Here is a 25,536-nt window from a genome sequence, read left to right as displayed (position 1 = left end):
TCATGGCTAGTAAATGAAGCGTTCAGGACTGCAAACTGGCCAGCATGTGAGTAAAGACTTTGGGCGTACCCGCAATAACGCTGCCGGTTTGAAACCAGGTTTGCTCGCCTTGAAAGTCGGAAATAAGGCCGCCGGCCTCAAGGACCAGCAACCCGCCCGCGGCGAGATCCCAGCGTTTTAGGTTAACCCCGCAGAAACCGTCGAGGCGGCCGCAGGCCACATAGGCCAGATCAAGCACCGAAGCCCCCATGCGCCGCACGCTGGCGCAGCCGGTAAGCATGCCGGAAAACTTTGAATTGGGTGACACACCGCCCCCCGAGTCGGGCACATAGGCACTCAGCATGGCATCGTGAAAACGGGCCATACCCGACACGCGCACGCGACGATCGTTGAGGAAGGCACCGCCCCCGCGACTGGCAGTGAAGAGCTCGTTGCGCGCCGGGTCGTAAATAACGCCATGCACGACCTGCCCACGATGCGCCAGAGCAATGGAAACGGCATAGACCGGAAACCCGTGAATAAAGTTGGTCGTGCCGTCGAGCGGATCGATGATCCACTGATACTCGGGTGCGGCCTGCCCTTCAGGCACGGGCTGCTCGCCAGACTCTTCGCCTAAAAACCCATGGTCGGGATACGCGGTTTTAAGGATGTCGATAATGGCGGCCTCGACGCTTTGGTCGACTTCCGTGACATAATCGCTGGGCCCCTTGCGCGCCACCTGCAAGCGCTCGAGGTCGAGGCTTGCCCGGTTGATCATGGAGCCGGCGCGGCGTGCCGCCTTAATGGCGGTATTGAGCATGGGGTGCATAAGTATCCGTAAATAACAAAAACTGAAACAGGCTGATTATAGTTAACCGCCTATTTTAGTTGATAGACGCAATTCCCCGAAATGACAGACCTATTTAATCGTGCTCGCTTCATTATGGTGCACCCCAGCCACCCCGGAAACGTCGGCGCAGCGGCACGCGCCATCAAAACGATGGGGTTTCGCGAGCTTTGCCTAGTTGCGCCCCGTTTTGACAACGTGGCCGAACTGCCCGAAGCGCAGGCACTGGCAAGCGGCGCCACAGATGTTCTGGCGTCGGTACAAGTTGTCGACACCCTGGCGCAAGCCCTGGCACCCATTACCCTGGCCTTTGCCATGACTGCCCGCGAGCGAGTGCTGGGGCCGCCGGTCTGCGATATCCGCGAGGCAGCAACACTCAGCCGGCAGCATCTGCTGGAACACAACGAGGGCCACATCGCCGTGGTGCTAGGCACCGAGCGCTCGGGGTTAACCAACGAAGACATTGCGCAGTGCCAACGCATTTGCCATATCCCGGCCAACCCCGAATACAGTTCGCTGAACGTCGCCCAAGCCCTGCAGCTGGCCGCCTGGGAATTGCGTTATGCCCTGGGCAACCTTGACGGTAAGGCAGCCACGCCCGCCGACAACAGTGCCCCAGTCGCGTCGTCAGACGAAGGTAACGCCCTGGCATCCAATGAAAAAGTACAGGCCTTTCTGGCCCACTGGCAAGAAGCATTGATCGAGATCCAGTTTTTAAACCTGGCGTACCCGAAAAAATTGATTCCTCGCATGCAGCATTTGTTTAGCCGCAGCGCCCTGACCAATGACGAAGTCGACATGATGCGCGGCGTATGTACCGCCATGATCAAGGCCGCCAAAGGCCAACTGCGCAAAGACTGAGCCGAACGACCACATTAGCAGCGTGGGCGCGATGGCGGCAACTCAATCCCTGCTGCCTTAAGCACGCGCTGTGCCTGGCGATTCATATCGTTTTGCAGTTCGAACCAGTTGGATGCTGCAGCCCACGCGCGCACCGTCACCAACATGGCGTTATCGCGGTAGCCCGACACCATGACCAGCGGCTCGGGGTCTTTCAGGGCCAGTTCGTGGGTATCAACCATTTTGCGTAGCTCGGACAAAGCCAGATCGATATCCTCCCCATATGGCACCAGCACCTGAATTTCGGCGCGGCGTGTATCGTGACGGCTGAAATTAACGATAGGACTGCCCCAGATCAGGCTGTTGGGCAACGTAATGAAAGTGCCGTCGGATTGTTTGAAGCGCGTTAAGAACAAGCCCACTTCGTCGACCGTGCCATCGGCCTTGCCCGCCACAGACACCGACTCGCCGGCACGTAGAGGGCGCAAGGCCAACAACATAATGCCCGCGGCAATGTTCTGGAGCGTACCCTGAAGCGCAAGACCAATGGCCAAACCCGCTGCACCCAGCACGGCAATGATACTGGCCGTTTGCACACCCAGACGCGCCAGAACAGCCACCAGCACCACAACGCGAATCGACCAGACCGCCACCGAATGCGCCATGGGAACAATAGTGGGATCAATGCGCGTTGACCGGGTCGCCACACGGCGCACCAGCCGGCCCACCCAGTTCGACACCACCCAACCCACCACAAGCAGCACAAGCGCAACGACCAGATCGAATGCAATGGCGTTAAAACCGCCCAGGGCCCATTCGAAAAATTTGCTCAGATCAGACTCAGACATACCTACCTTCAACAGTTGCGAAATACAGTTGTACACATTGAGTTATCCACTTCAATTGTGGACAAGCGCATTGATAACTTGGCAATAGGTGAAAATTCACCCAAAGGATCAAGATGTTATATAAAACGTGCGAAATTCGTCCATGTTAACAGGCAGTTATCCACTAAAAATGTGGACAACTGCATGGACAAGCTTTTGATTACATCAAATTATCATTACATAACAATGGCCTGCACGTCAGGTGACAATATTGACCATATTGCTCCGTTTACGCCCCGCGCTTTACCAAGTGCTGCCTGTTGCGTGACACCCTCTGCACTGACAAATACCAAAACGCGGGTGCGTTAGGTGCCTCGGGGCAAGCCCCCTTCTTCAGAAAATGAAAAAACCCTGTGCTCCGGATACACCAGAACACAGGGTTGCAAATTACCAGGCTAAACGCGGGCACACCATGAGGCGCGCCGGCCCTAGCCAGGCTATGTACGTCAGGCCACCGCCACCAGACGATCGAGCTTGTCGCCATCGGCGAGCAGCTCTTGACTGCTGGACTGATGCACAATTTGGCCGCGATCAAGCACAATGGCCCGGTCGGTCAGGCCAAGCGCCATACGGGCATGTTGCTCGACCACGATCACGGTCATGCCGCTTTCTTCGACCAGGCGACGAATGACCCCCAGAAGCTCTTGCACAATAATGGGTGCCAGACCTTCCATGGGCTCGTCGAGCAACAGCATTTTGGGGTTGAGCATGAGTGCACGTGCAATCGCCACCATTTGCTGCTCCCCTCCCGACAACTGGTTACCCATGTTGTTACGACGCTCTTCAAGACGCGGGAACAGGTTGTAAACCCTTTTCACGTCCCACTCGCCGGGGCGAGCCACCACCGTCAGGTGCTCTTCAACGGTGAGCGACGGGTACATATGGCGCTCTTGCGGCACCCAACCCATGCCTTCCTGGGCGCGACGGTAAGTGGGCATACGGGTAACATCGGCGCCTTGCCAGCGCACCGAACCACCATGCATTTGCGTCAGGCCCAGCATCGTCAGCAACAGGGTCGACTTACCGACCCCGTTGCGGCCCAATAAAGCCAGCGTGTCGCCTTCATTCAGCGTGAACGAGATGTCTTCAAGGATGACAGACTCGCCATAGCCGGCCCGAACATTTTCGAGAGCCAGCATTTCTTTGCCACCATTACTCTTCATGTTCTGCTTCCCCCAGATAGACTTCTTTGACACGCTTGTCATTGGCAATTTCATCGGGTGTGCCTTCGGTAAGCACCTTACCGCCCACCAGAACCGTAATGCGTTCGGCAAAACGGAACACGAGGCTCATGTCGTGCTCGATGAACAGAATGGTGACGTCGCGTGGCAACTGAGAAATGACTTCGAAGAGTTCCTGGCTTTCGGCCGACGGAATACCTGCAGCGGGTTCGTCGAGAAGCAATACCTTGGGCTTGGTTGCCAGCGCCAAAGCAATTTCTACCAAACGCTGTTTGCCATAAGGCAAGTTGCGCGTGCGAGTATTGGCCTCTTGGGCCAGGCGCAGCGTTTGCAACAACGCCATGGCTTCTTCGATAAGCGCGGTTTGCTTCTCGATGGTTTTGTACCACTGACCCGACATGCCCTCACGCTCGCTGATCGCCAGAATAACGGATTCGAGCACGGTCAGCCCGGCAAACAAGGTGTTGATCTGGAAGGTACGCGTCATACCCAGTTTGACCCGTTCGTGCTGGGGCAAATTGGTGATGTCGCGATCGCCAAAATACACCTTGCCGCTGGTGGCCTTGAGAGCACCCGTCAGCATGTTGATGTAAGTGGTTTTACCTGCCCCGTTGGGGCCGATAAGCGCATGGCGTGCCCCGGGTTTGAACTCGAGGGTGACGTCGCTGTTAGCTTTGAAGGTACCCCAGATTTTGGTCAGGCCTTCGGTACGCAATGTTGTGTTTTGCTGACTCATGAACGCCCCCCTGCCAAACGCTCGCGCCGGCGCTCGAAAATGGCTTCGATAGTGCCCAAGATACCGCCACGGCCAACCATAACAATAACGATAAGCAATAAACCTAACCAGAACTGCCAGTACACCGGATTAATGTCTGAAATATAGTGATGTGCAAACATGAAAACTACCGCACCGATAAGTGCGCCGTACAAACGACCTGTACCGCCCAACACCAGCACGATCATCAGGTCGGCCGAGCGGATAAAGCCAAGGGCATCGAGACTGACAAACTGTGTGGTTTGCGCCAGCAAGGCGCCGGCCACGCCAGCCATGGCCGCGCTGACGGTATACACCGCAACCAGACGACGCTCGACGTTGACGCCGATAGCCGGCATACGCTTGGTGCCTTCACGAATACCGATAAGGCTCAGGCCAAATGTTGAGCTGACTATACGACGCGCCAGCAAGAACATCAGAAACAACACGACAAAGCTATAAAAGAAGCCCGTTTTACCGTACAGGTCGATTTCGAATATGCCGAAGATAGGCCATGTTTCGATACCCCACAGACCGTCGGCACCGCCGGTAAAGTCGGTGGCCTTATTGGCAACTTCGTAGAGCATCAGACCTATACCCAGGGTGACCATCAGTTGGGTAAGCTCGTGTCCGCGCACCACCAGGAAACTAGTCAGATAGCCCAGAATAGCGGCCAACGATGCGGCAATAAGCATGGCACTGATAGGTTCGCCCCACCCGTAACGAGCAGACAACAAGCCCGACGTGTAGGCGCCCAGCCCGAAGAATGCGGCATGACCCAGCGACACAATGCCTGCGTAACCGACGATCAGGTCAAGCGACAAGGCAAACAGCGCCAGAATCATCATCTGACTAACGAGTACCAGATGGTTGGGAAACAGAAAATACGCCACGAAAGGCAGTACCCAGAACAGATACTCAAGCTTGTGCCAGCGATCGTTGGGTACCCGCGGCGCGGGGAGATTGTCGATGATAGAGAAGGACTTCAAGTTCATGCGCGCCTCGAGATAAGCCCGGATGGGAAGAGAAGGAGCAAGACAACCATCATGCCGTAAATGACGAAGGCGCCAATTTCGGGCACGTAGTACTTGCCGGCCACGTCGAAGATACCCAGCAAGATAGCTGCAACCAGGGGCCCTTTGATGGTACCGGCGCCACCCACTGCAACCACGATAAGGAAGTACACCATGTACTTGAGCGGGAAAGTCGGATCGAGGCCCAGGACGTCGATACCCAGACCACCGCCCAGGCCGGCCATACCCGAACCCAGCGCAAATGTCAGACTAAAAACGCGATTGACGTTGATACCCAGGCCGGCAGAAGCCTGCTGGTTATCGACTGATGCACGGATCATGGCGCCGAAACGGGTTTGCTCGATAATGAGACCCAGCGCAATGGTGACCAATACAACCACCGCAATCAGGAAGAGACGATAAATACCCAGACCGATACCGAAGACGGTAACTTGCCCTTTCAAGAACTCAGGCAAGAACACCGGTTGCTGGGTTGGGCCCCATACAAACGTCGCTGCCGCAATGACCATAAATACCAGGCCAATCGAGAACAATACCTGGTCCAGGGCGCTGGCCTGATAGAGGCGCTGGTACAAGGTGCGCTCGAGCACGAAACCGACGGCAGCCGCCGCAATGAAAGCAATAGGAAGCGTTGCCAGAAACGGCACGCCCATGCGGTTCATCAACTCGACACACACATAGCCGCCGAGCATGGCAAATGCCCCGTGTGCCAGGTTGACGAAGTTCATGAGGCCCATAGTGATGGACAACCCCACACTGATCAGAAACAGCAGAGCCCCAAAGGCAATACCGTCAAACAAGACGCCCACCAAATTACTTAGCATGGCGGCCTCCGAAACAAACGTACAGCGGGCAGCCCAATGCCACCCTTCAAGACGTGAGGCATGAGAGAGATCCTCCGGTTATTTTGAAAAAACAGATGCTGCCGAACCTGACCGAACTGCAACACAGACAAATACTGCAAAAGCAGTCATCAGGACAACAGGCAAAAACCACTAAAACGAAAAGAAAACGAAAAACCGGCCTTGGTCTGGACAGACCTAAGGCCTGAGGCTTGCATAACGAAATAACCGATAGTGGCCATAAAAACGCCGCAACAGCGGCGTTTTTATGGCACCGGCGAAGCCGGCACAGTCAAACTATTAAATGTCGAGCACAAGTACGGGTGACTTCGAGCGAGAGCAGCACGGTGTCATTTGATCATTTGCTGCATGCTCGGCATCGGTAAGATACAAGTCGCGGTGCTCGGGCTCACCCTCGAGGACGCGCACGAGACACGTACCACAAACACCCTCTTCGCACGATACGGGTACGAACACGCCGTTTTCGTCGAGCACCTGAGTAATGCTTTTATCGGCCGGAACCGTAAAGCTTTTACCCGTACTGGCAATTTTGACTTCGAACGAGGTATCGCCACTGGTGTCGACGTCGGCAGCACCGAAATATTCGAGGTGGATGTTACCCGCCGCCCAGCCGGCTTCTTTAGCCGTGTTGACCACGTAGTCGATAAAACCTGTGGGACCGCACACATACAGGTGCGTGCCGTCTTGGGGGCCGGCTACCAATGACTTGAGATTGAGTTTTTGGGCTTCATCACCACTGTCGTAGTGAAAATGTACCCGGTCGGCAAAAGTCGACGCCTTGATGTCTTTTTCGAACGCAGTGCGATCGGGTGAGCGCGTGCAATAGTGCATTTCGAAATCGGCATTGGTTTGGCTAAGACGCCGCGCCATACACAAAATAGGCGTGACACCGATACCGCCTGCAAACAACAATGTGCGCTTGGCATGCACCAGTTCGAAATGGTTTTTGGGCGCGCTGATTTCGAGGACGTCGCCGACATTGACCTTGTCGTGTACAGCCACAGAGCCGCCGCGCGATTCTGGGTCTTTGAGTACACCAACAATGTAGCGATGCTGTTCGGCAGAATCGTTAAGCAACGAATACTGGCGAACGATACCACCGGGCAAATGGATGTCGATGTGAGCACCGGCGCTGAACGGCGGAAGCTGTTTACCATCGACACTGGCCAGCTCGAGGCTGACGATATCTACGGCTTCCAGAACTTTGTTGACGACTTTTACGGTTAATTGACTCATTTTGTATACATGGTTGGTTTACCCACAGGCGGTGCGGGCGTATGAAAACCGCCCTGCCGACCGTCTGTGGATAAGACAATCAGGCTCAGGCTGTTTGCGTGGTTTCTTCTTCCTGCTCTGCCTTGACCAGACGGTCGAGGACGCGCCTAGATTGTACGCCACCCGCATCAATACCGAGCATCAACAAGCGGCGCTCGGGGTAGGCTTCGAGGTTACGCTGTTGGGCTTCGAGTACGTCGAGGTCTTGACCGAAAATACGGCCCTGGCCTTCGCGGATACGTGCGGTGAGCTCGGCGTCGTCGGGACGGAAGTTACGTGCCAGCCCCCAGAAATACCAGTGCGAATTTTCGGTTTCAGGGGTAATGAAGTCGACCACAATAGCGCGGACACGGTTTTCGGGCGGGGCGTCTTTGCCACCCTTGCCAGCATGCGCGACACCCACGTCGATAAGAATGTGGCTGGGTGGCGTGAACCGCGAAATTTGCCAGCGATCGACAGGAACGTCGTCGGCCAGACCGTTTTCGCGCAGGTTACCCGCCCAGAATGGCGGCGCCATAATGTTTTCCATATAGCGGCTGGTCACAACTTCGTCGCCTTCGACTTTAGTGTTAACCGGCGTTTCGTCGATTTCTTCCTGGCCGATACTGTCGGCGTGCACATAAGTTTCGTGCGTCAGATCCATCAGGTTATCGATCATGAGGCGGTAATCGCACTTGATGTGGTACAGACCGCCACCATAAGCCCATTCATCGCTCTCGGCCCAGAACAGGTCAGGCATCAGTGCAGGGTCGGCCTTTTCGGGGTTGCCGGGCCAAACCCAGATAAAACCATAGCGTTCGATGACGGGGTAGCTTTTGACACAAGGGAAACCGCCCACGCGCTGTAAAGGCATGGACACGACCTTACCGTCGCACCCCATGACTAGCCCGTGATAACCGCAGACCAGGTTACCGTTCTCGACGTAGCCCAGCGACAATGCTGCGCCACGGTGCGGACAGAAATCTTCTACGGCAGCAACCTTACCCTCGGCGCCGCGATAAAACGCGATACGCTCGCCACAGATTTGGCGGCCCAGGGGTTTGGTATCGATTTCGTCGGGTGTAGCGGCGACATACCACGCATTTTTCAAAAACATAATAACCTCGCACGGAGTGAATGATTGCACACTAAAATGCACCGTAGCGGGGCAGATTCAGTGTACTGAACGTGGACGATATTTTACGCCTGTCAAAAAACCGCACAACAAGGGTTTACCCTAGGTTGGCGGTCGCGATGCGGTTCAATCGACGTTAACGACTTTATCCTTGGGTGGAGCAAACGGCGCCCTGCTTTGCAGGTTGTTAAGGTGAACAAGTTTTTTAAGCAAATCCATGAACTGCTCTTCTTCGAGGGGGGTAAACCCCGCAAAAAGACGATCGTGCAATCGGTTAATGCCGCCTACTGCGTTTTCAAGCAACTTACGCCCTTGTTCGGTTAAGTACAAGGCCCGTTGCCGACGGTTGGACGGGTCGATGTTGCGGTCGAGCAAACCTTTTTCTTCAAGACGGGTAGCCACACTGGCTGCCGTCGAGGTGTCCATAGCGACCAACCCCGCAAGCGATACCTGATCGATACCTGGGTGCTCGCGCAGAGTTCGCAAAATGGCATACTGCACCGGCGTGATCATGTGCCCCAGCTCGTCGTGAAATATCGACGCCGCAATTTGATGCGCACGACGCAACAAGTGACCCGGCTGAATATACAGATCGGTAAGGTCATTATCGGCTGCGGGCGCAGGGGTGAGTTCTTGCATGGGGTAAGTCTGCCGTCAAAACATGGGTCGTTGCACAAATGTGCGCTTATTTTATAGGCAGAACACCCGCAACAAAACCCACACCCGTTCACGGCTACGCTGACCCGCTAAAAGCCGGCGGCATCAACCTCCGTTATCAAGGTTGGCGCCGCCGCGCCACCCCGGCACTGGCCTGCTTACAAGCCCAGATACGATTTACGAATACGTTCGCCTTCTAGAAGGTCACGACCGGCGCCTTCGGCCGCCATATGACCTTGCTCAAGAATGTACGCATGGTCGCAAATACTGAGGGCCTGGCGCACGTTTTGCTCGACCAGCAAAATACCCGTGCCGCGCTGGGCGATTTCTTTAAGAATGCGAAATAGCTCGCTGACCATCTTTGGCGCCAGGCCCAACGAAGGCTCGTCGAGCATGATGCATTTGGGCTTGCCCATTAACGCTCGTCCGACAGCCACCATTTGCTGCTCACCGCCGCTCATGCTGCCGGCCGCCTGTTTACGTCGTTCGGCAAGACGCGGAAACAAAGAAAACACCTCATCCATTAACGCGGCTCGCTCTTTAGCGGGCACCAGGTACCCTCCCAGCTCTAGGTTCTCTTCGACAGTCATTTGACCGAACAAGTGACGCCCTTCGGGAACCAAGACGAGGCCCCCCTTGACCCGCCGCGCCACGCCCCACCCTGACACCGGCTGACCCGCCAGCATCACCTCGCCGGACATAACAGGCAGCATCCCTGAAAGAACGCTCATCAACGTTGTCTTACCGGCTCCGTTCGGGCCGACGATCACGGTGAACCGGCCTACTGGCACTTTGACATTAATGTCGTGAATAATCTGCAACGCGCCATAACCTGCGGTCACGTTGCGGGCTTCCAGAAGAAGAGTCATGACTGCACCTCTGCGCCCAGGTAGGCGTCGATCACTTTGGGGTTGGCGGCAATTTCGGCAGGCGTACCGTCGGCCAATAGCTGGCCAAAGTTCAGTACAGCGACCCGCTCTACTGCGGCCATCAATGTTTTGACGGCGTGCTCGATCCAGACGACGGTCAGGTTGTATTCGGTGCGCAACCGGGCAATCAACCTGGCAACGTCTTCGACCTCGCCTTCGGTCAGACCCGCCGCCACCTCATCGAGCAACAACAACCGCGGTGACGTCGCTAGAGCCATGGCGATTTCCAGCTGACGTTGGCGGGCGGGCGGCAAAGCCCCCGCAATTTCATTGGCCACATCATCGACACCAACTGCCTGCATCACTTCGTCAATAACCAACGAGCTGCGCCCTTTCGGTGCGGTTGCAGAGCGCCCAAAAGACAGCGCAAACCGAACGTTTTCACGGGCCGTCATTTCGCCAAACACACGCGGCGTCTGGAAGGTGCGCGCCACACCGGCGCGACAAAACGCCTGCGCCTGGCGATTTTTCATTGACTGCCCACCAATCAGCACTTCTCCGCTGGTGGGCGGCAACACACCGCTAATGGCATGAAAGAACGTAGTTTTGCCAGCACCGTTGGGCCCAATAATGCCCATGAACTCGCCCGCACGTACTCGGATATTGATATCGGACAACGCCTTAAGCCCGCCGAACTGCATGCCGACATTGTTCACTTCCAACAAATAAGGTGTCGTCATTTCGTGTCTCCCCGCCCCAGTAACTTGCGCCACTGAACGCTGGCAATCCCCTGGGGCATAAACAGCACGCTCAGGATGAGCAAGGTACCCAGCAAAATCAGATAGGCATTCGCAAAATTAAGACGCAACACATCAGACAACAGGCTTAGAGCGATAGCCGCAACCAGCGGACCGCGTAACGTGGCTGCGCCCCCAATCATGGCGATCAGTACGGTTTGAAAACCGATGAACGGATGAAACGCCGTATGTGGGTCAATGTAGGTCCAGCGCACCGCCATCGCCGCGCCGATGGCACCGGCCAGCGATGCAGTGAGCGCAAAACCCACAATTTTGACGATGCGGGGGTTGACGCCGAAGGTAGCGGCACGCTGCTCGTCGGCGCCAATGCCGCGCATGGCAAAACCCAGACGCGAGTTCGCTACCCAGTGGTAAACCAACACTGTGAGCAGCGCCAGGAAAACAACCGTCCAGTACACCACATCGTTTGAGGGCACATCCATAATGACGCGCCCCACTGTACCGAAAGCGCTCTTTTCTATATAGGTGATGCTGTGCTTGACCAGCTCGCCCATACCAAAAGTAAGAATGGCAAAATAAGTGCCACGCAGATGCATGACGGCGGCGCCCAGCACGGCCGCAAACGCGGCAGAAACCAACGCACCTGCCACTATCAGCATAGGCCAGGGCAAGAACTCGTAGCCCCAGGCGGTGGTATAAGCCCCTAGCCCGAACAAGGCGGAGGTTGCCAGCGACAAGTAACGAGTGGCGCCGCTGAACATCGACCAACTGACCGCCAGTACGACATACATCATGCAGCTCATGAGCAGCGATAGCCAGAACTCGGACAACACCCAAGGCCCGGCAGCCAGAATAATGCCGCTGGCTGCAACGGCAGGATAAAACAATTTCATTTGGCGAATAACCCCTTGGGTTTGAACATCAGAATCAGCACAAACACGCTGTAGCTGAGGATCATCTTGAGTGACGGGTTCGTCAGATGGGTACCGAAGCTTTCAATCATGCCCAGCAATAACGCCGCCATGAAACTGCCGCCGATGCTACCCAACCCGCCCAGCGTAATCACAATTAACGCCATGATGGTGTAAGACTCGCCAATCGACGGTGTGACCTCGTAAATCATGCTGAGCAACGCACCGGCCAACCCGGCCATGGCAATACCAAGACCAAATACAAACGGGTTGAGCCGTGCGGCATCGACACCCACCAGTTGCGCACCTATGGGCGACTGAAGCATGCCGCGCACGGCCTTGCCGATCAGGGTGCGTTGCAATAACAAGATCAGGAAAATACTGATCAGCAATGCAAGGAACAGCACCAGTAAGCGATTTTGGGTAACGATCACACCGCCGAACTTGACCGGCTCACTTAAAAAGTCGTACCCATGCAGGTCGGAGCCCCAAATCAGTGTGGCCACGTTCTGCAAAATGAACATCAAGCCGAACCCGATAATGAGACTGCGTTCTTCAACCTGATCGAGTGATTTGGCCTGCGCCGTCAGACGCCGAAACACCAGTCGGTGCAAAATGACGCCCAGGACAAAACTGGCCAGCATCACGACAGGGATAAACACCAGCGGGCTGATGCCGGTAACGGTATGCAGCGTAAATGTCAGGAATGCGCCGATCATGAGAAACTCACCGTGCGCAATATTCAGAATGCGCATCAGGCCATACTGCATGTTCAAGCCAATCGCGACAACCGCGTAAATGCCGCCGATGACCAGGCCATTGACGGCCAGATCGGCAAATAACGATAAATTCATTGTGTCTTCTTTCGCCCTGCACACTCACACGGTGCTCAGGCATTACGTCGAAGGAGAAGCCAGATGCGAGCGCCTGCGCGGAGGCGCCGCTGCACCAACGGGGGCAGCCAAGACGGCGCCGCCCCCGCCCTGCCTATGCGTTACTTCCAGTTGGGTTTGGGAATGATCGGCTTGGCGGTCGCACGATCTTGAGGCCAGACAACCTCGAACTCGCTACCCTGCCATTGACCGACTGTGCCGGGGATACTTGCGTTTTCGCCGCCTTCAAAACGGATTTTGCCCAGAATAGTATCGAACTCGTTTTTGGCGATATAGTCGCGCATTGCCTTGCGATCGAGGCCAACGGCGTCTACCGTTTGCTCAATGATCTCAAGACCGGCCCAGGCGTGGCCGCTGGCCCAGCGATCGGGCTCTTTGCCCGCGCTGGCAACGTGCGCATCGAAATAAGCCTTGGCGCCGGGCGACACTTTCGCGTTCCAAGAGCCCATGCCCATCACACCTTCAGTGTTGTCCCCAATGCGCTGCTTGTATAACGGGAAAGCCGTACCCACTGACACGTAGAAGAATTTAGGGTTGAATTCGATTTCGCGCGACTGGCTGGATACCAGCAAAGTGTCGGGCGGGTACGTAATACCAATGAACGCATCAGGATTTTTATCTTTGATCGACTTGAGCACCGGCGACAGGTCTTTAACACCCAGTGGATAGCTCTTATCTTCAACAATTTCGATATTCTTGGCTTTCAGGGCTTCACGCAAGGCTGCCACATTCTCAAGGCCAAACAAATCATCCATATAAACGATGGCCACTGTCTTGACCTGGTTCGCAGCGAGCATATCGGCCAGCGAAGTCATCATTTTATCGGGCTGCTGCAACAACGAAAAAAAGTACGGCAGCTTCATGTCAATGAGTTTGCGCGACAGGGCTGTCGGGGCCACAAAGGGATAACCGAAGCGGTTGGCGAGCGGTGCCACAGCAAAGTTCATGGCCGAACCCCAGGGCGGCAGAATCAAGTCGACCTTGTCGCTACCCATGAGTTTTTGATAGGTGCGCACAGCGGTTTCAATTTCGCTGCGATCGTCATAGGCGATCAATTCGACTTTACGCTTTTGACCCTTGACCGACAAACCGCCTGCCGCATTAACCTGCTCGGCCCACAACACGTAATTGGGCTCTTGCGACACCTGCGCACCGCCTGCGTAAGGGCCCGTACGCGACATGGTGTAGCCGATACGAATCGGGTCTTCGGCATGGGCCAGGTTGCCCAATGGCGCAGCTACTGCAGCGGCGGCCATTGCCGCCATCATCAGACGGCGCTTGAAATTAAATGGTTGACTCATGTCTTCTCCTCGTTGAAGGTCTCTGTGTTGTTGTCAGAAGGGATAAGGCATGGCCTTATCCTGCATCGTGATCCACTGCCATTGCGTGAATTCTTCCCAGTTGGCGGGGCCGCCATGGCGCCCACCATTACCCGAAGCGCCCGAGCCGCCAAACGGCACCCAGGGTTCGTCGCCGACCGTCTGGTCGTTAATGTGAACTTTTCCGGTATTGACACGGTGCGCCACATACATGGCTCGCTCGAGCGACTGCGTGAGAATGCCGCAAGACAAGCCATATTCAGTCGCATTGTTAATGGCAATCGCCTCGTCATCAGTCGAGAACGTGACCACTGATGTCACCGGACCAAACACTTCCTCTTCGTACGACCGCATGCCCGGGCGCACATCCGTGAGTACAGTTGGCCGGTAAAACAGCCCTTCGTAACGGCCCCCGGCACGCAGGGTTGCCCCGGCAGCGACGGTGTCTTTAACAATGCCATCAATACGCTGCAGCTGACGCGCATTAATCACTGGCCCGAGCGCAACATGCCAATGGCCAACCCCAGTTCAAAATCGACTTTGGGCGACACGCTGCCGGTTTCCCGGATAAAGCGCGGCTTGATGGCGTCGCGATTTTTATCGATCAGGTCAGCCGCGCGCCGAAAAACCTCGGCACGAGCTTCGAAAGGCGTGGCCGCCCACGCAGGCTGGGCCGCCTTGGCAATACGAGTGGCTTCGGCAATATCTTTTTCGTTGGCCAATGCAATGGTGTGAAGCACCTGACCCGTGGCCGGCTCGATGACGTCAAAGCGGCCGCCTAACGTGGTGTTCCAGCCGTCGAGCAAAGCTTTGCCTTCCCACAGCCGGTAGTCGGCAAAGGCGTCGTGTACTGCAGTTATCAATTAGCGTCTCCTTGGGCGGCAGCACGCAGCACTGGAATGACATCTTGGTTGTCATCGGCATGGCGCGTGGCGTGCCGTAGATTGAAAAGTGCGATTTGTCGATGTTCTTCTGCCAGAGCGGCCGCACGTGCCCCCTGACCTTTTCGCAAGGCCTCGACCAACATGTGGTGCTGGCGCTGGGCAAACCGCATCACACTGTCGCCGTCGGCCGTGTGCTTGGCCTGGAAAGGCAGCATCCCGCCAGCGGACGCGAACGGGAAGCGATCCAGAAACTCGAGCGTTTCTTGCAGCGCCCGATTGCCGGCCCCCTCTACGATCAGGTTATGAAACCTGACATTGGCTGACAAATACGCAGCAATGTCTTCCATACTGAATTCGTTCGGCTGCAGTGCCTTGTCGCCTTCATCGAGACAGGCCTGCAGGGCGTCGTCGAGTTCGCGCGTCAGGCCTTGCTCGGCCAACAGCCGCGCGGCCATGCCCTCCAGACAGGCATGCACCGAAATGGCCTCGGAGATTTCGCGCACCGTATACGTACGCACCACATAGCCGCCACGGGCACGCTCAACCAGACCTTCTTTTTCTAGGGTCATGAGCGCAGCGCGAACCGGCGTGCGCGAGGCTTCCAGACGGTCGGACAGCACAGCTTCGACCAGCCGCTCACCCGGCTTGAACTCCCCCTTCATGATCATGTCGCGTAAACGGACGACCAGGCGTGTGGTTTGCGTATCGATGCGCTTGTTATCGGTCATGTTGTCTCTGTATGTCATTTTTAATTTTCCATTAATGTATACCAAAATAAAAAAGATGTATACCAAGAAGCTATTTTTTGCCTTAAAACACATAAAAAATCTAACTTCGGTATACCAACAAGGATTTTGGTACACCGAGATCCGAAGCCATGCACAGCACGAGCATCGGGGCAGATATACTGTCGGACCCACTCTGCGGCCACACCGGACCCTCATCGTTTTACGCAATGACAGTAACCAACCACGACAACCACACCCCCATGATGCGCCAGTATTTGCGCCTTAAAGAAGAGGCCGGATCGCATCTGCTGTTTTACCGGATGGGTGACTTCTACGAAATGTTCTATGACGACGCCGAACGTGCGGCGCGTTTGCTGAACTTGACACTCACTAAACGGGGAACATCGAACGGTGCCCCTATCCCCATGGCCGGCGTACCATTTCATGCCATGGAAGGCTATCTGGCGCGACTGGTCGCCTTGGGTGAGTCGGTGGCCATCTGCGAACAAATTGGTGACCCAGCCACCAGCAAAGGGCCCGTCGATCGCCAGATTGTGCGCATCGTCACACCCGGCACACTGACAGACGAAGCCCTGCTGCCGGCCAAAGCAGACCGCCTGATTGCAGCCGCTTGGGTAATGTCACAGCAACGCACCAAGACGGCTGGCGTTGCCTGGATGAACTTGGCCAATGGTGACTTTGCCGTTACCTCGTGCGACCCCGAAATGCTGGACACCGAACTGCACCGAATTGCGCCCGCCGAATTGATTTTCCCGGAGCAACAACCCATAACCATGGGCGACAGTACATCGACACGCCGCATGCCTGTATGGCATTTCGAGCTCGACAACGCACAAACAGCCCTGCAGTCGCATTTTGGCGTTGACTCGATGGCCGGCTTCGACTTGGCAGATCAGCCCGCCAGCATTGGCGCAGCAGGCGCCTTGCTGCACTATGTCAGCCGCACACAAAGCCAGACCCTGAGCCATATACAAAGCCTGCGTGTCGAGCGTGCCGGGCAATACGTGGTTCTGGACCCGGTAACCCGCAAGAATCTGGAGATCACCCAAACCCTGTCGGGCGAAGACAGCCCAACCCTGTTTTCAACGCTGGATCACTGCCAAACCCCAATGGGCAGCCGCCTACTACGTTACTGGCTACATCACCCACTGCGCGACAATAATCCCGTCATCGAACGACAAAGCATTATTCAGAGCCTGCTGTCGCCCGCCGCCGGTTCAGACCAGTTCAGCGCCCCCGCCCCGCTGCATGCCTTGCGGCAAACGCTCCGAAAAATTCCGGATATCGAACGCATTGCAACCCGCATCGCCTTAAGATCGGTGCGTCCGCGAGAACTAGCCAGCTTACGCGATGCCATGCAAGTGATCCCCCCCTTGCAGCAGCAACTTTTGTCCTCTTTCCAGGCCAATGCCGGCCTGAGCGCGTTGGCCCGACAACTCGGCCTAGAAGACAGCCTGACGACCCTGCTGCAGAAAGCCATTGCGGCCGAACCTGCCCTCATGATCCGAGACGGTGGTGTGATCGCCGACGGCTACGACGACTCGCTCGACGAGCTTCGACGTTTGGCGACAGACAGTGGCGAGTTTCTGGTAGCCCTGGAAGCGCGCGAGCGGGAACGCACCGGCATTGCCAACCTACGCGTCGAATTCAATCGAGTGCACGGCTTTTTTATTGAAGTCAGCAAAGGCCAAACCGATAAAGTCCCCGACGATTACCGCCGACGCCAAACCCTGAAAAACGTCGAGCGCTACATTACGCCCGAACTGAAAGGCTGGGAAGACAAAGTGCTGTCTGCGCAAGACCGCAGTCTGGCTCGCGAGAAGTTTCTGTACGAAAGCCTGCTTGACACGCTGGCGCCGCACGTCAATGGCCTCTCTGCATGCGCTCAGGCTCTTGCACGCATCGACGCGCTGGCCGCGCTGGCCGAGCACGCCATGGCCAATGAGTGGGTTGCACCGCAGCTGTCAGAAAGCGCCGCCATTGTCATCGAACAGGGTCGCCACCCCGTGGTCGAACACAGCATCGAACGATTCATAGCCAACGACTGCGAGCTGGGCCCCGACAGACGCATGCTGCTGATCACCGGCCCAAACATGGGCGGTAAGTCAACCTACATGCGCCAGATTGCACTTATCGTTCTGCTCGCGCGCGTCGGCAGTTTTGTACCTGCCTCACAGGCAACCATTGGCCAGGTCGACCGCATTTTTACCCGAATCGGCGCTGCGGATGACCTGGCCGGCGGGCGCTCGACCTTCATGATGGAAATGACGGAAGCGGCTGCCATTCTGTCGGCGAGTACGCCAAACAGCCTGGTTCTGATGGACGAAATCGGACGCGGCACGTCGACCTACGACGGCCTGGCACTGGCCTGGGCAATTGCTCACCGCTTGCTGACGCACAATCAGGCACTGACCCTTTTCGCCACGCACTATTTTGAAATCACCCGCTTGCCGAACGAAGCCGCGGGCGCCGTCAATGTGCACCTGGCTGCGGCCGAATCGGCGTCAGGCATTGTGTTTTTGCACGAGGTTCAGCCCGGCCCGGCCAGTCGAAGCTACGGTATACAGGTAGCGCAGCGTGCTGGTATTCCGGCTGCCGTCATTCGTCATGCCGGTCGCGAACTGGCCAGGCTCGAATCGGTTGGTGCGGCACAACCGCAACTCGACTTGTTCAGCCCGGTCGAGCCCGAGACGGATCAAGCCGAGGCGCAGAGTGCCCCTGCACTTGCCCCAGACGCCGCGGACCCCGTCCTGACCGAACTACACAACACCCTCAAGCAAGTTGACCCCGACACGCTGACCCCGCGCGAAGCGCTGGACCTGCTATACAAATTGCGAGCCCAATTATCATGAAACTGGAAAACCCTTTGCCACTGTTGGGCGGCATCAGCCCCAACACGTTCATGCGCGAGTACTGGCAGCGCAAGCCCCTGCTGATCAGACAAGCCATCCCCGGTTTCAAGCCATCGCTTTCCATCGCCGACATCAAGGCCCTGGTCAAGCGCGAAGAAGTCGAATCCCGGTTGATCTGGCATGATGAACAAGGCTGGCACATGAAGAGCGGCCCGCTTGAGCGTTTGCCCGGCGCACGCAAGCCCAACTGGACGGTTCTGGCTCAGAATGTCGATGCACACGACGACGCCATGGCAGAACTGATGCATCAGTTCCGGTTTATCAGTGACGCGCGTCTAGATGACGCCATGATCAGCATTGCGACTGACGGTGGCGGCGTGGGGCCGCACTTCGATAGCTACGATGTATTCCTGTTGCAAGCGGTAGGACGTCGCCATTGGCGAATCAGTGGTCAGAAAGACCTCTCTTTAGTGCCTGGCCTGCCGCTTAAAATTCTGTCGCACTTTCAGGCCGAAGAAGACTTTGTGCTAGAGCCCGGCGACATGCTTTACTTGCCGCCGCATATCGCCCACGACGGCGTAGCGCAGGGCGACTGCATGACAATATCTATCGGGTTTCGCGCCCCAACCGCCGGCGCACTGGCGCGCGGGTTGCTGGATGCGGCCGGCGATCAGATCATGGCCAAACTGGGCGACACCGGCGGGTTGTATGCCAGCCCGCCCCTGCCCGGCCCTACGCTCGACGCGCGCTACAAAGATCGCGGCATACCCGCAACAACACACCCGGCTGAGCTGCCCGAAGCCCTGATCAACGCAGCGCTTGAGGCGGTACGTCGCGTGCCGTTCACCCCTCAGTTGGCGGCACGCTTTTTAGGGCAATGGCTGACAGAGCCGTCACAGGCCGCGTGGTTCCAACCAGGAGACCAGTCTCTGGATCTGCTGGACGGGATACCCGACGAAGGCCTGCTGAAGCTCGATCGTTGCAGCCGATTGATGTACCGGGACAACAACGTCTTCATTAATGGCGAAGTGGCATCCATTTCAGCCAAGCCCTGGCTTCGGCAACTGGCCGACGATCGGCAGATCAGTTGTAGTACCCTGCGCAAAGCGCGACTCTCAGCCAAGGCCCTGGATACGCTGAATGCCTGGCTCGACGACGGCTGGATTCATTACCTTATTTAACAAAGCGCCGTTCTTTAATATCTGCCAGGCATATCGACATAGTTATCTGGTCGTTTGTGACAAAGCCCATTCTTCCTAGAATGGGCTTTGTTCGTTTAGTCACATACTTCCAGGAATTCCGTCATGAAGCTCTTCCCGTTGTTTGCACGTCTTGATCACCGGGATGTGCTCGTCGTTGGTGGCGGAGAAGTCGCTGAGCGAAAAATTGCCGCACTGCTCAAGACGCGCGCCCGCGTTACAGTCGGCGCGCCCGCACTAAACCCGACTATCAGACATTGGCAAGCACTGGGCAAAGTCACGGTTATACAAGACGTCTTCACCCCGGACTGGCTAGACGGGAAGTGGCTGGTCATCGCCGCCACCAACGATCGCCATGTCAACACGCATATTGCCGATGCCGCCCAATCGCGTCGTTTACTCATCAACGTTGTCGACGACCCAGAGCTCTCTTCTTTTCAGGTACCCTCCATCGTCGATCGCAGCCCACTGATCATTGCGGTGTCATCTTCAGGGCAAGCGCCAGTACTGGCCCGGCGCATCCGCGAGAAACTAGAGACCCTGCTTGACCATAGCCTGGGCGCCCTGGCGACGCTGGCAGAAAAGCATCGTAAATCTATCAAGGCCCAACGCCCCGACCTGCGCGCGCGCCGCGCCTTCTACGATGAACTGCTTGACGGCCCGGTTGCCGCAGCACTGCGCCAGCACCGGGGCGACGAGGCCGAGCAACTACTGACGCAGCACCTGGCCCAACCATCAGTAGACCGACCCGGCAAAGTCATTTTGGTGGGAGCAGGCCCAGGAGACCCTGGCCTGCTGACCCTGAAAGCGCTACGCGCCCTGAACGAAGCCGATGTCATTCTGTACGACCGTCTGGTCAGCGCCGAAATTCTCGACCTGGCGCGACGAGACGCCACGCAAATTTCAGTAGGGAAACGACCTGGCGAAGATCACGACGCTACCCAACGCCGAATTCACACGCTAATGGTCGAACATGCAGCCAACGGGCAGACAGTCGTCCGATTGAAAGGCGGTGATGCCTTTGTATTTGGCCGAGGCGGCGAAGAATTAGAGTACCTGGTTGCACACGGCATAGACTACGAAGTCGTGCCGGGCATTACCGCCGCACTGGCGTGCGCTGCATATGCCGGGGTGCCTCTGACCCACCGCGACCACGCGCAATCGATGCGGCTGGTAACGGCACACGAGCAAGAAGCCCCTGTATTGCCGCAAGCGCAAGCAAACAATGGCCACGTACCAGACCACAATACAGAACACGGCGTGCCGCCCGCCCAACCCAGTGCACCGTTATCAGCCAAACCCATAACGCCGAACGAAACCCTTGCATTTTATATGGGTGTTGGCCAACTCGAGTCCTTGACGCAACGTCTGTTGGCCCAAGGGCTAGATGCAGACACGCCCTTTGCACTAATAGAAAACGGAACACGCCCAGGCCAGCGTACCCTTTATGGGCAATTGCTAGACCTACCGCAAAAAGCAAAACGGCACCAAATGAAGGCGCCGTCGTTGCTTATCGTGGGTAAAGTTGCCGGGCTGGGCCCGCAACTTAAATGGTTTGGCCAGACGCTGGAAGAACCCCAGACCGAACTGGCCACTGCCTGATTTACATATTGGTAGACAACACGCTGATGATTCGTTTGGCGGTATCGGAGTTGTCTTGCTGACCGTTTGCGTCGAGCACGGTCACCACCGAGCTTGAGCCCTGATCAGCGACACGAATACGGAAGGTTTTGGGCTCGGATGTGCCCTTGCCACCGAACATACGGCTGAAGAAATTAGGTTGCTCGATTTTCTGGCCAGTATCGGTATCGAGGTAGCGCACGAAGTACTCACCTGCCGAGCGGTCGCGATCTTCGACGTAGAAGCCGGCGGAGTCAATGGCAACGCCCACACGACGCCAGGCGCGATCGAAAGACTCGCCCAACGTAATGGCCGCCTGGTCGGGAGCCACGGGTTCAACAGTAGGCATAGCCGCATCTTTTTGAGCACTGGCTACTTTTTGCTGGGCCGACTGAACATCAGTACCCAAGAAAACCATCAGGCGCGCCAGCATGGCCGCATTCAGATTAGGGTCTTCTTTGCCGGCTGTCCATTTCCAGCCTGAGTTATCGGCCGTGCCGGTTTCAACCATTTGCTGGTGGCTGATATAAATTTCGGTCTTGCCGTTAAGACGCTCGATGCGGGTGCGGAAACGCTCGCGTTCGCCGCTGTCGAAAACCTGGTCGAAAATGCTGCCCAGCGCAGATTTGATCCAGCCTTCGGGGATTTTTGAGCGGTTCTCGGCCCAGTCGGTTTCGATGAGGCCGGCCTGCGCGTCTTGAGTTTTGATGGTGAAGCCTTGTTCACCCCAGAACTCGATAACCTGTGGGTAAACCGCTTCAGCGGGGCGATTAACCACCAGCCAACGAATGTCGCCATCGCGCATGACATTGACGTCGTCGACCTTGGGCAAAATGTTTTGGGCGCCGGTATTGGGGCCGCGCTCTTGTTGCGCAGCAGCGTACTGACTGAACGTCGTGGTGCCTTCAGGCGCACGATAACGAGCGTCGCGGTTGGCCTGAGTCAGGTCGGGCGGAATACTGAGCGGATCGCCAGCTACCGTACTTTTGTAGTTGACGGCATCTTCGGAGCCCATGAACTGGTTCAGTTGCGAACAACCCGAGAGCAAAGCCACGCCCAGACCTAGGGTAAGGGCGGTAAAGCGTTTGTTTAAGCGCATCTTGATCATTAAATTAAGCCCACGTCTTTTAAAGCATTACGCACAACGGCGTGGTACTGCTCGTTTAAGGGAGTTAAAGGTAAACGATAGCCCGCCTGGCACAAGCCCATTTCGGCCATGGCCCACTTGACGGGGATAGGGTTAGCTTCGATAAACAGCACCTTGTTCAGCTGAACAAGACGCCCATTTAGTTCGCGCACGCGAGCCACATTACCGGCAAGCGCTGCTGCGCAAAGGTCGTGCATAAGACGTGGCGCCACGTTGGCTGTAACCGAGATATTGCCATGGCCGCCCAGCATGATAAGGGCGGCTGCGGTGGGGTCGTCTCCGCTGAAGACCTGAAAACCAGCGGGCTTATGATGCAGCAACCAGGCGCCACGTGCGATATCGCCAGTGGCGTCTTTGATGCCGATAATGCCCGGCACCTGTGCCAGACGCAACACGGTATCGTTGGACATGTCGGCTACCGTACGGCCGGGCACGTTGTACACAATAGCGGGCAGATCCACAGCCTCGGCGATAGTGCGAAAGTGCTGATAGATGCCTTCTTGGGTAGGCTTGTTGTAATAAGGCACAACAGACAGACCCGCCTGGGCGCCTGCCTTGAGGGCGTATTCAGATAACTCGATGGCCTCGGAGGTGGAGTTGGCCCCCACCCCGGCAATCACGGGAATACGGCCTGCGGCGTGCTCGACGGCAATACGAATGAGGTCGGCATGTTCTTCCATGCTGACTGTGGGAGATTCGCCGGAGGTACCCACAACGACCAGCGCATCAGTGCCTTCTTGCACGTGCCAATCGATAAGTTTGCGATACGCAGGCAGGTCGAGGCTGCCATCAGGGTGCATGGGGGTTGCAAGCGCAACCATACTACCCTGAAACGTTGGAATCGCAGTTTCGGTACTGACCATAATGAGTATTAGCTCCGAGAATACACAGTAACCTGCAAGTTTAACGGATTAGCCGCCAAACAGATATTGCCCGTCTGGGTTTTTTATAGAAACCAGCGAACAATGCCCTGCCCCAACATTAAAAGGGGTTGCAGCAGCACCCACAAAGCGCCGGTCAGCATCAGCACAATAAGTATAACCATGCCGTAGGGCTCGATTTTGGCGTACTGATACGCCAGGCGGTCGGGCAGCAAGCTGAATACAACCCTGCCCCCGTCCAGCGGGGGCAAAGGCAGCAAGTTAAGCGCCATCAGCACCAAATTGACCTGAATACCGGCAATGGCCATGCGGACCCAGAAATCGTCGGGCGCCATACCCGTGGACATGAACAAACGCAGCGATAGCGCCCAAATAATGGCCATGACAATGTTCGAACCCGGCCCTGCCAGGGCGACCCACATCATGTCCCGCTTGGGATGGCGCAAACGCCCCCAATCGACAGGCACCGGCTTGGCCCAGCCGAACAAAAGGCCTGCCCCGCCCATCAATTTTGTCGTCAGTAATAAAAACAGGGGAACGGCAATAGTGCCTATCGGGTCGATATGCCGGATAGGGTTCAGGCTGACCCGGCCCAGTTGATACGCGGTGGGGTCACCGAACATGCGCGCCACATAGCCATGGGCCGCTTCGTGCAGCGTAATGCCAAAAAGTACTGGCAACGCATACACCGTAATGGTTTGAATGATGGATTCCATACAGGCTTTTTAAAAATTGAACGTCAGTCCAGACCCAGACTGGACAGATCGCCCTGCCCGCGCCGTAATACGACGGGCTCGTCGCCGGTAAGATCAATCACTGTTGTAGGCTGCAACGGGCAGGCCCCGCCATCGATAACTGCCGCCAACGCATGCCCGAAACGGTCGGCAATGTCTTGTGCGTCGTTGAGCGGGTCTTCTTCCCCCTCGGGGATAAGCGTGGTTGACAGCAACGGCGCACCGGCATGACCCAACAACTCGAGCAGAACCGGGTTATTGGGCACTCGGATACCGATGGTTTTACGGGATGGATGCGAAACCCGGCGGGGCACCTCGCGCGTGGCCTCGAGAATGAACGTCCAGGGCCCTGGCGTCGCCATTTTGAGAAAGCGGTATTGACGATTGTCGACTCGCGCGAAATGGCCGATTTCGGCCAAGTCACGACACAGCAGCGTAAGGTGATGGCGTTCATCGAGCCCACGCAACCTGCGCAAGGCATCGGCTGCCGCCTTGTCGTCAAGGTGCGCCACAACCGCATAACTAGAGTCGGTAGGCACGGCGACAAGGCCACCCTTTTCAATAAGCTGACAAGCCTGCTTGAGTAACCGGGGTTGTGGATTTTGAGGGTGAACGGTAAATAACTGGGCCATGGGCGGTACACACGAATACGTTAGGTTTGCTGCACACGCAAAACGCACAGCACAGCCGGCCAAGTGTAAGTCCTCGTTGCGCATGATGCAACGCAAGAAGAAAACCCGGAAATAAAAGGGTACGCGTAAGGGCAGGCGTTAATGTTATTGCTGTGGATGATTGCGCCGATAAAACGCCCACTCTTCAACTTTCGAGCCATCAGAAAGCACACACATCGTCACGTCACCGTCTGGACGCTGATGAATGTCGAGGGTGCCGCCCCGCTCTATGCAATACACAGACGCTGGGTTGGGCATGCCAATGGAAAGTGCTGGGTCAGGCCCCGAAATGGTGCATCCCGAAGCCATCAACACAGCAATCACTGAAAACCCTAGTTTACGCATAACCCCTCCCGGTTTGATGTTGTACGGGATTTTAGCGCCGACAACGCCCATACCCCGCTTGCAAGCGCGGCATGACCGAAGCCGCCAATTTCTTGTCAGGTCAAAACGACAACACAAAAACAAAACGGGTTTCGGCAAATTGCACGAAACCCGTTTAAATTCTGGGGTGACCGATGGGGCTCGAACCCACGACAACCGGAATCACAATCCGGGACTCTACCAACTGAGCTACGGTCACCACTAAAGAACGCTATTCTAACATAGGTATTTTAA

26 protein-coding genes and 1 tRNA gene are annotated in these 25,536 nt (G+C 56.5%); 4 read left to right on the top strand and 23 right to left on the bottom strand.

Annotation, left to right across the window (positions count from 1 at the left end; translation table 11 throughout):
* Positions 1-22: 22 nt before the first annotated feature.
* Positions 23-808: an inositol monophosphatase family protein gene (locus PuT2_RS08910; protein ID WP_093970686.1), complete on the bottom strand. Its 786-nt coding sequence runs from the start codon at positions 806-808 to the stop codon at positions 23-25.
* 81 nt (positions 809-889) lie between these two features.
* Here PuT2_RS08910 and PuT2_RS08905 point away from each other — a divergent pair, with 81 nt between their 5' ends.
* Positions 890-1,687: an RNA methyltransferase gene (locus tag PuT2_RS08905; protein ID WP_093970685.1), complete on the top strand. Its 798-nt coding sequence runs from the start codon at positions 890-892 to the stop codon at positions 1,685-1,687.
* Between the two features lie 14 nt (positions 1,688-1,701).
* On the opposite strand, the gene PuT2_RS08900 is transcribed toward PuT2_RS08905, so the two are convergent.
* From PuT2_RS08900 to PuT2_RS08825, 16 genes are all read right to left on the bottom strand, one after another.
* Positions 1,702-2,514, bottom strand: coding sequence for a mechanosensitive ion channel family protein (locus PuT2_RS08900; protein ID WP_093970684.1), 813 nt, complete (start codon positions 2,512-2,514; stop codon positions 1,702-1,704).
* 485 nt (positions 2,515-2,999) lie between these two features.
* Positions 3,000-3,716, bottom strand: coding sequence for an ABC transporter ATP-binding protein (locus PuT2_RS08895; RefSeq protein WP_093970683.1), 717 nt, complete (start codon positions 3,714-3,716; stop codon positions 3,000-3,002).
* On the bottom strand, positions 3,706-4,470 hold the full coding sequence (locus PuT2_RS08890) for an ABC transporter ATP-binding protein (protein WP_093970682.1): 765 nt from the start codon (positions 4,468-4,470) through the stop codon (positions 3,706-3,708). The genes PuT2_RS08895 and PuT2_RS08890 overlap by 11 nt, the downstream gene beginning before the upstream one ends.
* On the bottom strand, positions 4,467-5,483 hold the full coding sequence (locus PuT2_RS08885) for a branched-chain amino acid ABC transporter permease (protein ID WP_093970681.1): 1,017 nt from the start codon (positions 5,481-5,483) through the stop codon (positions 4,467-4,469). The genes PuT2_RS08890 and PuT2_RS08885 overlap by 4 nt, the downstream gene beginning before the upstream one ends.
* A complete protein-coding gene (locus tag PuT2_RS08880) occupies positions 5,480-6,346 on the bottom strand; it encodes a branched-chain amino acid ABC transporter permease (RefSeq protein ID WP_093970680.1) in 867 nt (288 codons plus the stop codon). Before PuT2_RS08880 ends, PuT2_RS08885 begins: the two co-directional genes overlap by 4 nt.
* 318 nt (positions 6,347-6,664) lie before the next feature.
* A complete protein-coding gene (locus tag PuT2_RS08875) occupies positions 6,665-7,621 on the bottom strand; it encodes a PDR/VanB family oxidoreductase (protein WP_093970679.1) in 957 nt (318 codons plus the stop codon).
* 85 nt (positions 7,622-7,706) lie between these two features.
* Positions 7,707-8,756: an aromatic ring-hydroxylating dioxygenase subunit alpha gene (locus PuT2_RS08870; protein WP_093970834.1), complete on the bottom strand. Its 1,050-nt coding sequence runs from the start codon at positions 8,754-8,756 to the stop codon at positions 7,707-7,709.
* Between the two features lie 144 nt (positions 8,757-8,900).
* Positions 8,901-9,413 (bottom strand): MarR family winged helix-turn-helix transcriptional regulator, encoded by a 513-nt coding sequence (locus PuT2_RS08865; protein ID WP_093970678.1) that lies wholly within the window; start codon positions 9,411-9,413, stop codon positions 8,901-8,903.
* Between the two features lie 176 nt (positions 9,414-9,589).
* Positions 9,590-10,300: an ABC transporter ATP-binding protein gene (locus tag PuT2_RS08860; RefSeq protein WP_093970677.1), complete on the bottom strand. Its 711-nt coding sequence runs from the start codon at positions 10,298-10,300 to the stop codon at positions 9,590-9,592.
* On the bottom strand, positions 10,297-11,040 hold the full coding sequence (locus tag PuT2_RS08855; RefSeq protein WP_093970676.1) for an ABC transporter ATP-binding protein: 744 nt from the start codon (positions 11,038-11,040) through the stop codon (positions 10,297-10,299). Before PuT2_RS08855 ends, PuT2_RS08860 begins: the two co-directional genes overlap by 4 nt.
* Positions 11,037-11,951, bottom strand: coding sequence for a branched-chain amino acid ABC transporter permease (locus PuT2_RS08850; protein WP_093970675.1), 915 nt, complete (start codon positions 11,949-11,951; stop codon positions 11,037-11,039). Before PuT2_RS08850 ends, PuT2_RS08855 begins: the two co-directional genes overlap by 4 nt.
* Positions 11,948-12,823, bottom strand: a complete 876-nt coding sequence (locus PuT2_RS08845; protein ID WP_093970674.1) for a branched-chain amino acid ABC transporter permease — start codon at positions 12,821-12,823, stop codon at positions 11,948-11,950. The genes PuT2_RS08850 and PuT2_RS08845 overlap by 4 nt, the downstream gene beginning before the upstream one ends.
* A gap of 140 nt (positions 12,824-12,963) precedes the next feature.
* Positions 12,964-14,163, bottom strand: a complete 1,200-nt coding sequence (locus tag PuT2_RS08840; RefSeq protein ID WP_093970673.1) for an amino acid ABC transporter substrate-binding protein — start codon at positions 14,161-14,163, stop codon at positions 12,964-12,966.
* A 33-nt stretch (positions 14,164-14,196) separates the two neighbouring features.
* Positions 14,197-14,673 carry an aldehyde dehydrogenase family protein gene (locus PuT2_RS16120; protein ID WP_093970672.1) on the bottom strand — a complete coding sequence of 159 codons (477 nt, stop codon included), beginning with the start codon at positions 14,671-14,673 and terminating at the stop codon, positions 14,197-14,199.
* Complete coding sequence (locus tag PuT2_RS16115) at positions 14,670-15,044, bottom strand: aldehyde dehydrogenase family protein (protein WP_093970671.1); 375 nt, start codon at positions 15,042-15,044, stop codon at positions 14,670-14,672. Before PuT2_RS16115 ends, PuT2_RS16120 begins: the two co-directional genes overlap by 4 nt.
* On the bottom strand, positions 15,041-15,793 hold the full coding sequence (locus PuT2_RS08825) for a GntR family transcriptional regulator (RefSeq protein WP_093970670.1): 753 nt from the start codon (positions 15,791-15,793) through the stop codon (positions 15,041-15,043). Before PuT2_RS08825 ends, PuT2_RS16115 begins: the two co-directional genes overlap by 4 nt.
* Positions 15,794-16,020: 227 nt before the next feature.
* On the opposite strand from PuT2_RS08825, the gene mutS reads away from it, so the two are divergent.
* The 3 genes from mutS to cysG all read left to right on the top strand — a co-directional run bounded on the left by mutS (position 16,021) and on the right by cysG (position 21,467).
* The gene (gene mutS, locus PuT2_RS08820; protein ID WP_254046984.1) at positions 16,021-18,666 is read left to right on the top strand and encodes a DNA mismatch repair protein MutS; all 2,646 of its coding nucleotides are present in this window, start codon (positions 16,021-16,023) and stop codon (positions 18,664-18,666) included.
* Positions 18,663-19,847 (top strand): cupin domain-containing protein, encoded by a 1,185-nt coding sequence (locus PuT2_RS08815; RefSeq protein WP_093970669.1) that lies wholly within the window; start codon positions 18,663-18,665, stop codon positions 19,845-19,847. The genes mutS and PuT2_RS08815 overlap by 4 nt, the downstream gene beginning before the upstream one ends.
* 123 nt (positions 19,848-19,970) lie before the next feature.
* Positions 19,971-21,467, top strand: coding sequence for a siroheme synthase CysG (gene cysG, locus PuT2_RS08810; protein ID WP_093970668.1), 1,497 nt, complete (start codon positions 19,971-19,973; stop codon positions 21,465-21,467).
* 1 nt (position 21,468) lies between these two features.
* Here the strand turns inward: cysG and bamC are convergent, their stop codons facing one another.
* The 6 genes from bamC to PuT2_RS08780 form a co-directional block, all read right to left on the bottom strand.
* Positions 21,469-22,584: an outer membrane protein assembly factor BamC gene (gene bamC, locus PuT2_RS08805; RefSeq protein WP_173862530.1), complete on the bottom strand. Its 1,116-nt coding sequence runs from the start codon at positions 22,582-22,584 to the stop codon at positions 21,469-21,471.
* Between the two features lie 8 nt (positions 22,585-22,592).
* A complete protein-coding gene (gene dapA / locus PuT2_RS08800) occupies positions 22,593-23,495 on the bottom strand; it encodes a 4-hydroxy-tetrahydrodipicolinate synthase (RefSeq protein WP_093970666.1) in 903 nt (300 codons plus the stop codon).
* 83 nt (positions 23,496-23,578) lie between these two features.
* Positions 23,579-24,229, bottom strand: a complete 651-nt coding sequence (locus PuT2_RS08795; RefSeq protein WP_093970665.1) for a site-2 protease family protein — start codon at positions 24,227-24,229, stop codon at positions 23,579-23,581.
* Between the two features lie 23 nt (positions 24,230-24,252).
* Positions 24,253-24,879: an L-threonylcarbamoyladenylate synthase gene (locus PuT2_RS08790; RefSeq protein ID WP_093970832.1), complete on the bottom strand. Its 627-nt coding sequence runs from the start codon at positions 24,877-24,879 to the stop codon at positions 24,253-24,255.
* Positions 24,880-25,023: 144 nt separating this feature from the next.
* Positions 25,024-25,263, bottom strand: a complete 240-nt coding sequence (locus PuT2_RS08785) for a DUF333 domain-containing protein (protein WP_093970831.1) — start codon at positions 25,261-25,263, stop codon at positions 25,024-25,026.
* 162 nt (positions 25,264-25,425) lie between these two features.
* A tRNA-His gene (locus tag PuT2_RS08780) sits at positions 25,426-25,501 on the bottom strand.
* Between the last annotated feature and the right edge of the window lie 35 nt (positions 25,502-25,536).

The sequence above is a fragment of the Pusillimonas sp. T2 genome, assembly GCF_002236805.1.
Lineage (GTDB): Bacteria > Pseudomonadota > Gammaproteobacteria > Burkholderiales > Burkholderiaceae_B > Neopusillimonas.
This window is presented reverse-complemented; position numbering and strand designations above follow the sequence as displayed.

Excerpts from the sequence above, each read along its gene's own strand:
- PuT2_RS08910 (WP_093970686.1), bottom strand. The coding sequence starts at position 808 with ATGCACCCCATGCTCAATACCGCCATTAAGGCGGCACGCCGCGCCGGC.
- PuT2_RS08905 (WP_093970685.1), top strand. The coding sequence starts at position 890 with ATGACAGACCTATTTAATCGTGCTCGCTTCATTATGGTGCACCCCAGC.
- PuT2_RS08900 (WP_093970684.1), bottom strand. The coding sequence starts at position 2,514 with ATGTCTGAGTCTGATCTGAGCAAATTTTTCGAATGGGCCCTGGGCGGT.
- PuT2_RS08895 (WP_093970683.1), bottom strand. The coding sequence starts at position 3,716 with ATGAAGAGTAATGGTGGCAAAGAAATGCTGGCTCTCGAAAATGTTCGG.
- PuT2_RS08890 (WP_093970682.1), bottom strand. The coding sequence starts at position 4,470 with ATGAGTCAGCAAAACACAACATTGCGTACCGAAGGCCTGACCAAAATC.
- PuT2_RS08885 (WP_093970681.1), bottom strand. The coding sequence starts at position 5,483 with ATGAACTTGAAGTCCTTCTCTATCATCGACAATCTCCCCGCGCCGCGG.
- PuT2_RS08880 (WP_093970680.1), bottom strand. The coding sequence starts at position 6,346 with ATGCTAAGTAATTTGGTGGGCGTCTTGTTTGACGGTATTGCCTTTGGG.
- PuT2_RS08875 (WP_093970679.1), bottom strand. The coding sequence starts at position 7,621 with ATGAGTCAATTAACCGTAAAAGTCGTCAACAAAGTTCTGGAAGCCGTA.
- PuT2_RS08870 (WP_093970834.1), bottom strand. The coding sequence starts at position 8,756 with ATGTTTTTGAAAAATGCGTGGTATGTCGCCGCTACACCCGACGAAATC.
- PuT2_RS08865 (WP_093970678.1), bottom strand. The coding sequence starts at position 9,413 with ATGCAAGAACTCACCCCTGCGCCCGCAGCCGATAATGACCTTACCGAT.
- PuT2_RS08860 (WP_093970677.1), bottom strand. The coding sequence starts at position 10,300 with ATGACTCTTCTTCTGGAAGCCCGCAACGTGACCGCAGGTTATGGCGCG.
- PuT2_RS08855 (WP_093970676.1), bottom strand. The coding sequence starts at position 11,040 with ATGACGACACCTTATTTGTTGGAAGTGAACAATGTCGGCATGCAGTTC.
- PuT2_RS08850 (WP_093970675.1), bottom strand. The coding sequence starts at position 11,951 with ATGAAATTGTTTTATCCTGCCGTTGCAGCCAGCGGCATTATTCTGGCT.
- PuT2_RS08845 (WP_093970674.1), bottom strand. The coding sequence starts at position 12,823 with ATGAATTTATCGTTATTTGCCGATCTGGCCGTCAATGGCCTGGTCATC.
- PuT2_RS08840 (WP_093970673.1), bottom strand. The coding sequence starts at position 14,163 with ATGAGTCAACCATTTAATTTCAAGCGCCGTCTGATGATGGCGGCAATG.
- PuT2_RS08825 (WP_093970670.1), bottom strand. The coding sequence starts at position 15,793 with ATGACCGATAACAAGCGCATCGATACGCAAACCACACGCCTGGTCGTC.
- mutS (WP_254046984.1), top strand. The coding sequence starts at position 16,021 with ATGACAGTAACCAACCACGACAACCACACCCCCATGATGCGCCAGTAT.
- PuT2_RS08815 (WP_093970669.1), top strand. The coding sequence starts at position 18,663 with ATGAAACTGGAAAACCCTTTGCCACTGTTGGGCGGCATCAGCCCCAAC.
- cysG (WP_093970668.1), top strand. The coding sequence starts at position 19,971 with ATGAAGCTCTTCCCGTTGTTTGCACGTCTTGATCACCGGGATGTGCTC.
- bamC (WP_173862530.1), bottom strand. The coding sequence starts at position 22,584 with ATGCGCTTAAACAAACGCTTTACCGCCCTTACCCTAGGTCTGGGCGTG.
- dapA (WP_093970666.1), bottom strand. The coding sequence starts at position 23,495 with ATGGTCAGTACCGAAACTGCGATTCCAACGTTTCAGGGTAGTATGGTT.
- PuT2_RS08795 (WP_093970665.1), bottom strand. The coding sequence starts at position 24,229 with ATGGAATCCATCATTCAAACCATTACGGTGTATGCGTTGCCAGTACTT.
- PuT2_RS08790 (WP_093970832.1), bottom strand. The coding sequence starts at position 24,879 with ATGGCCCAGTTATTTACCGTTCACCCTCAAAATCCACAACCCCGGTTA.
- PuT2_RS08785 (WP_093970831.1), bottom strand. The coding sequence starts at position 25,263 with ATGCGTAAACTAGGGTTTTCAGTGATTGCTGTGTTGATGGCTTCGGGA.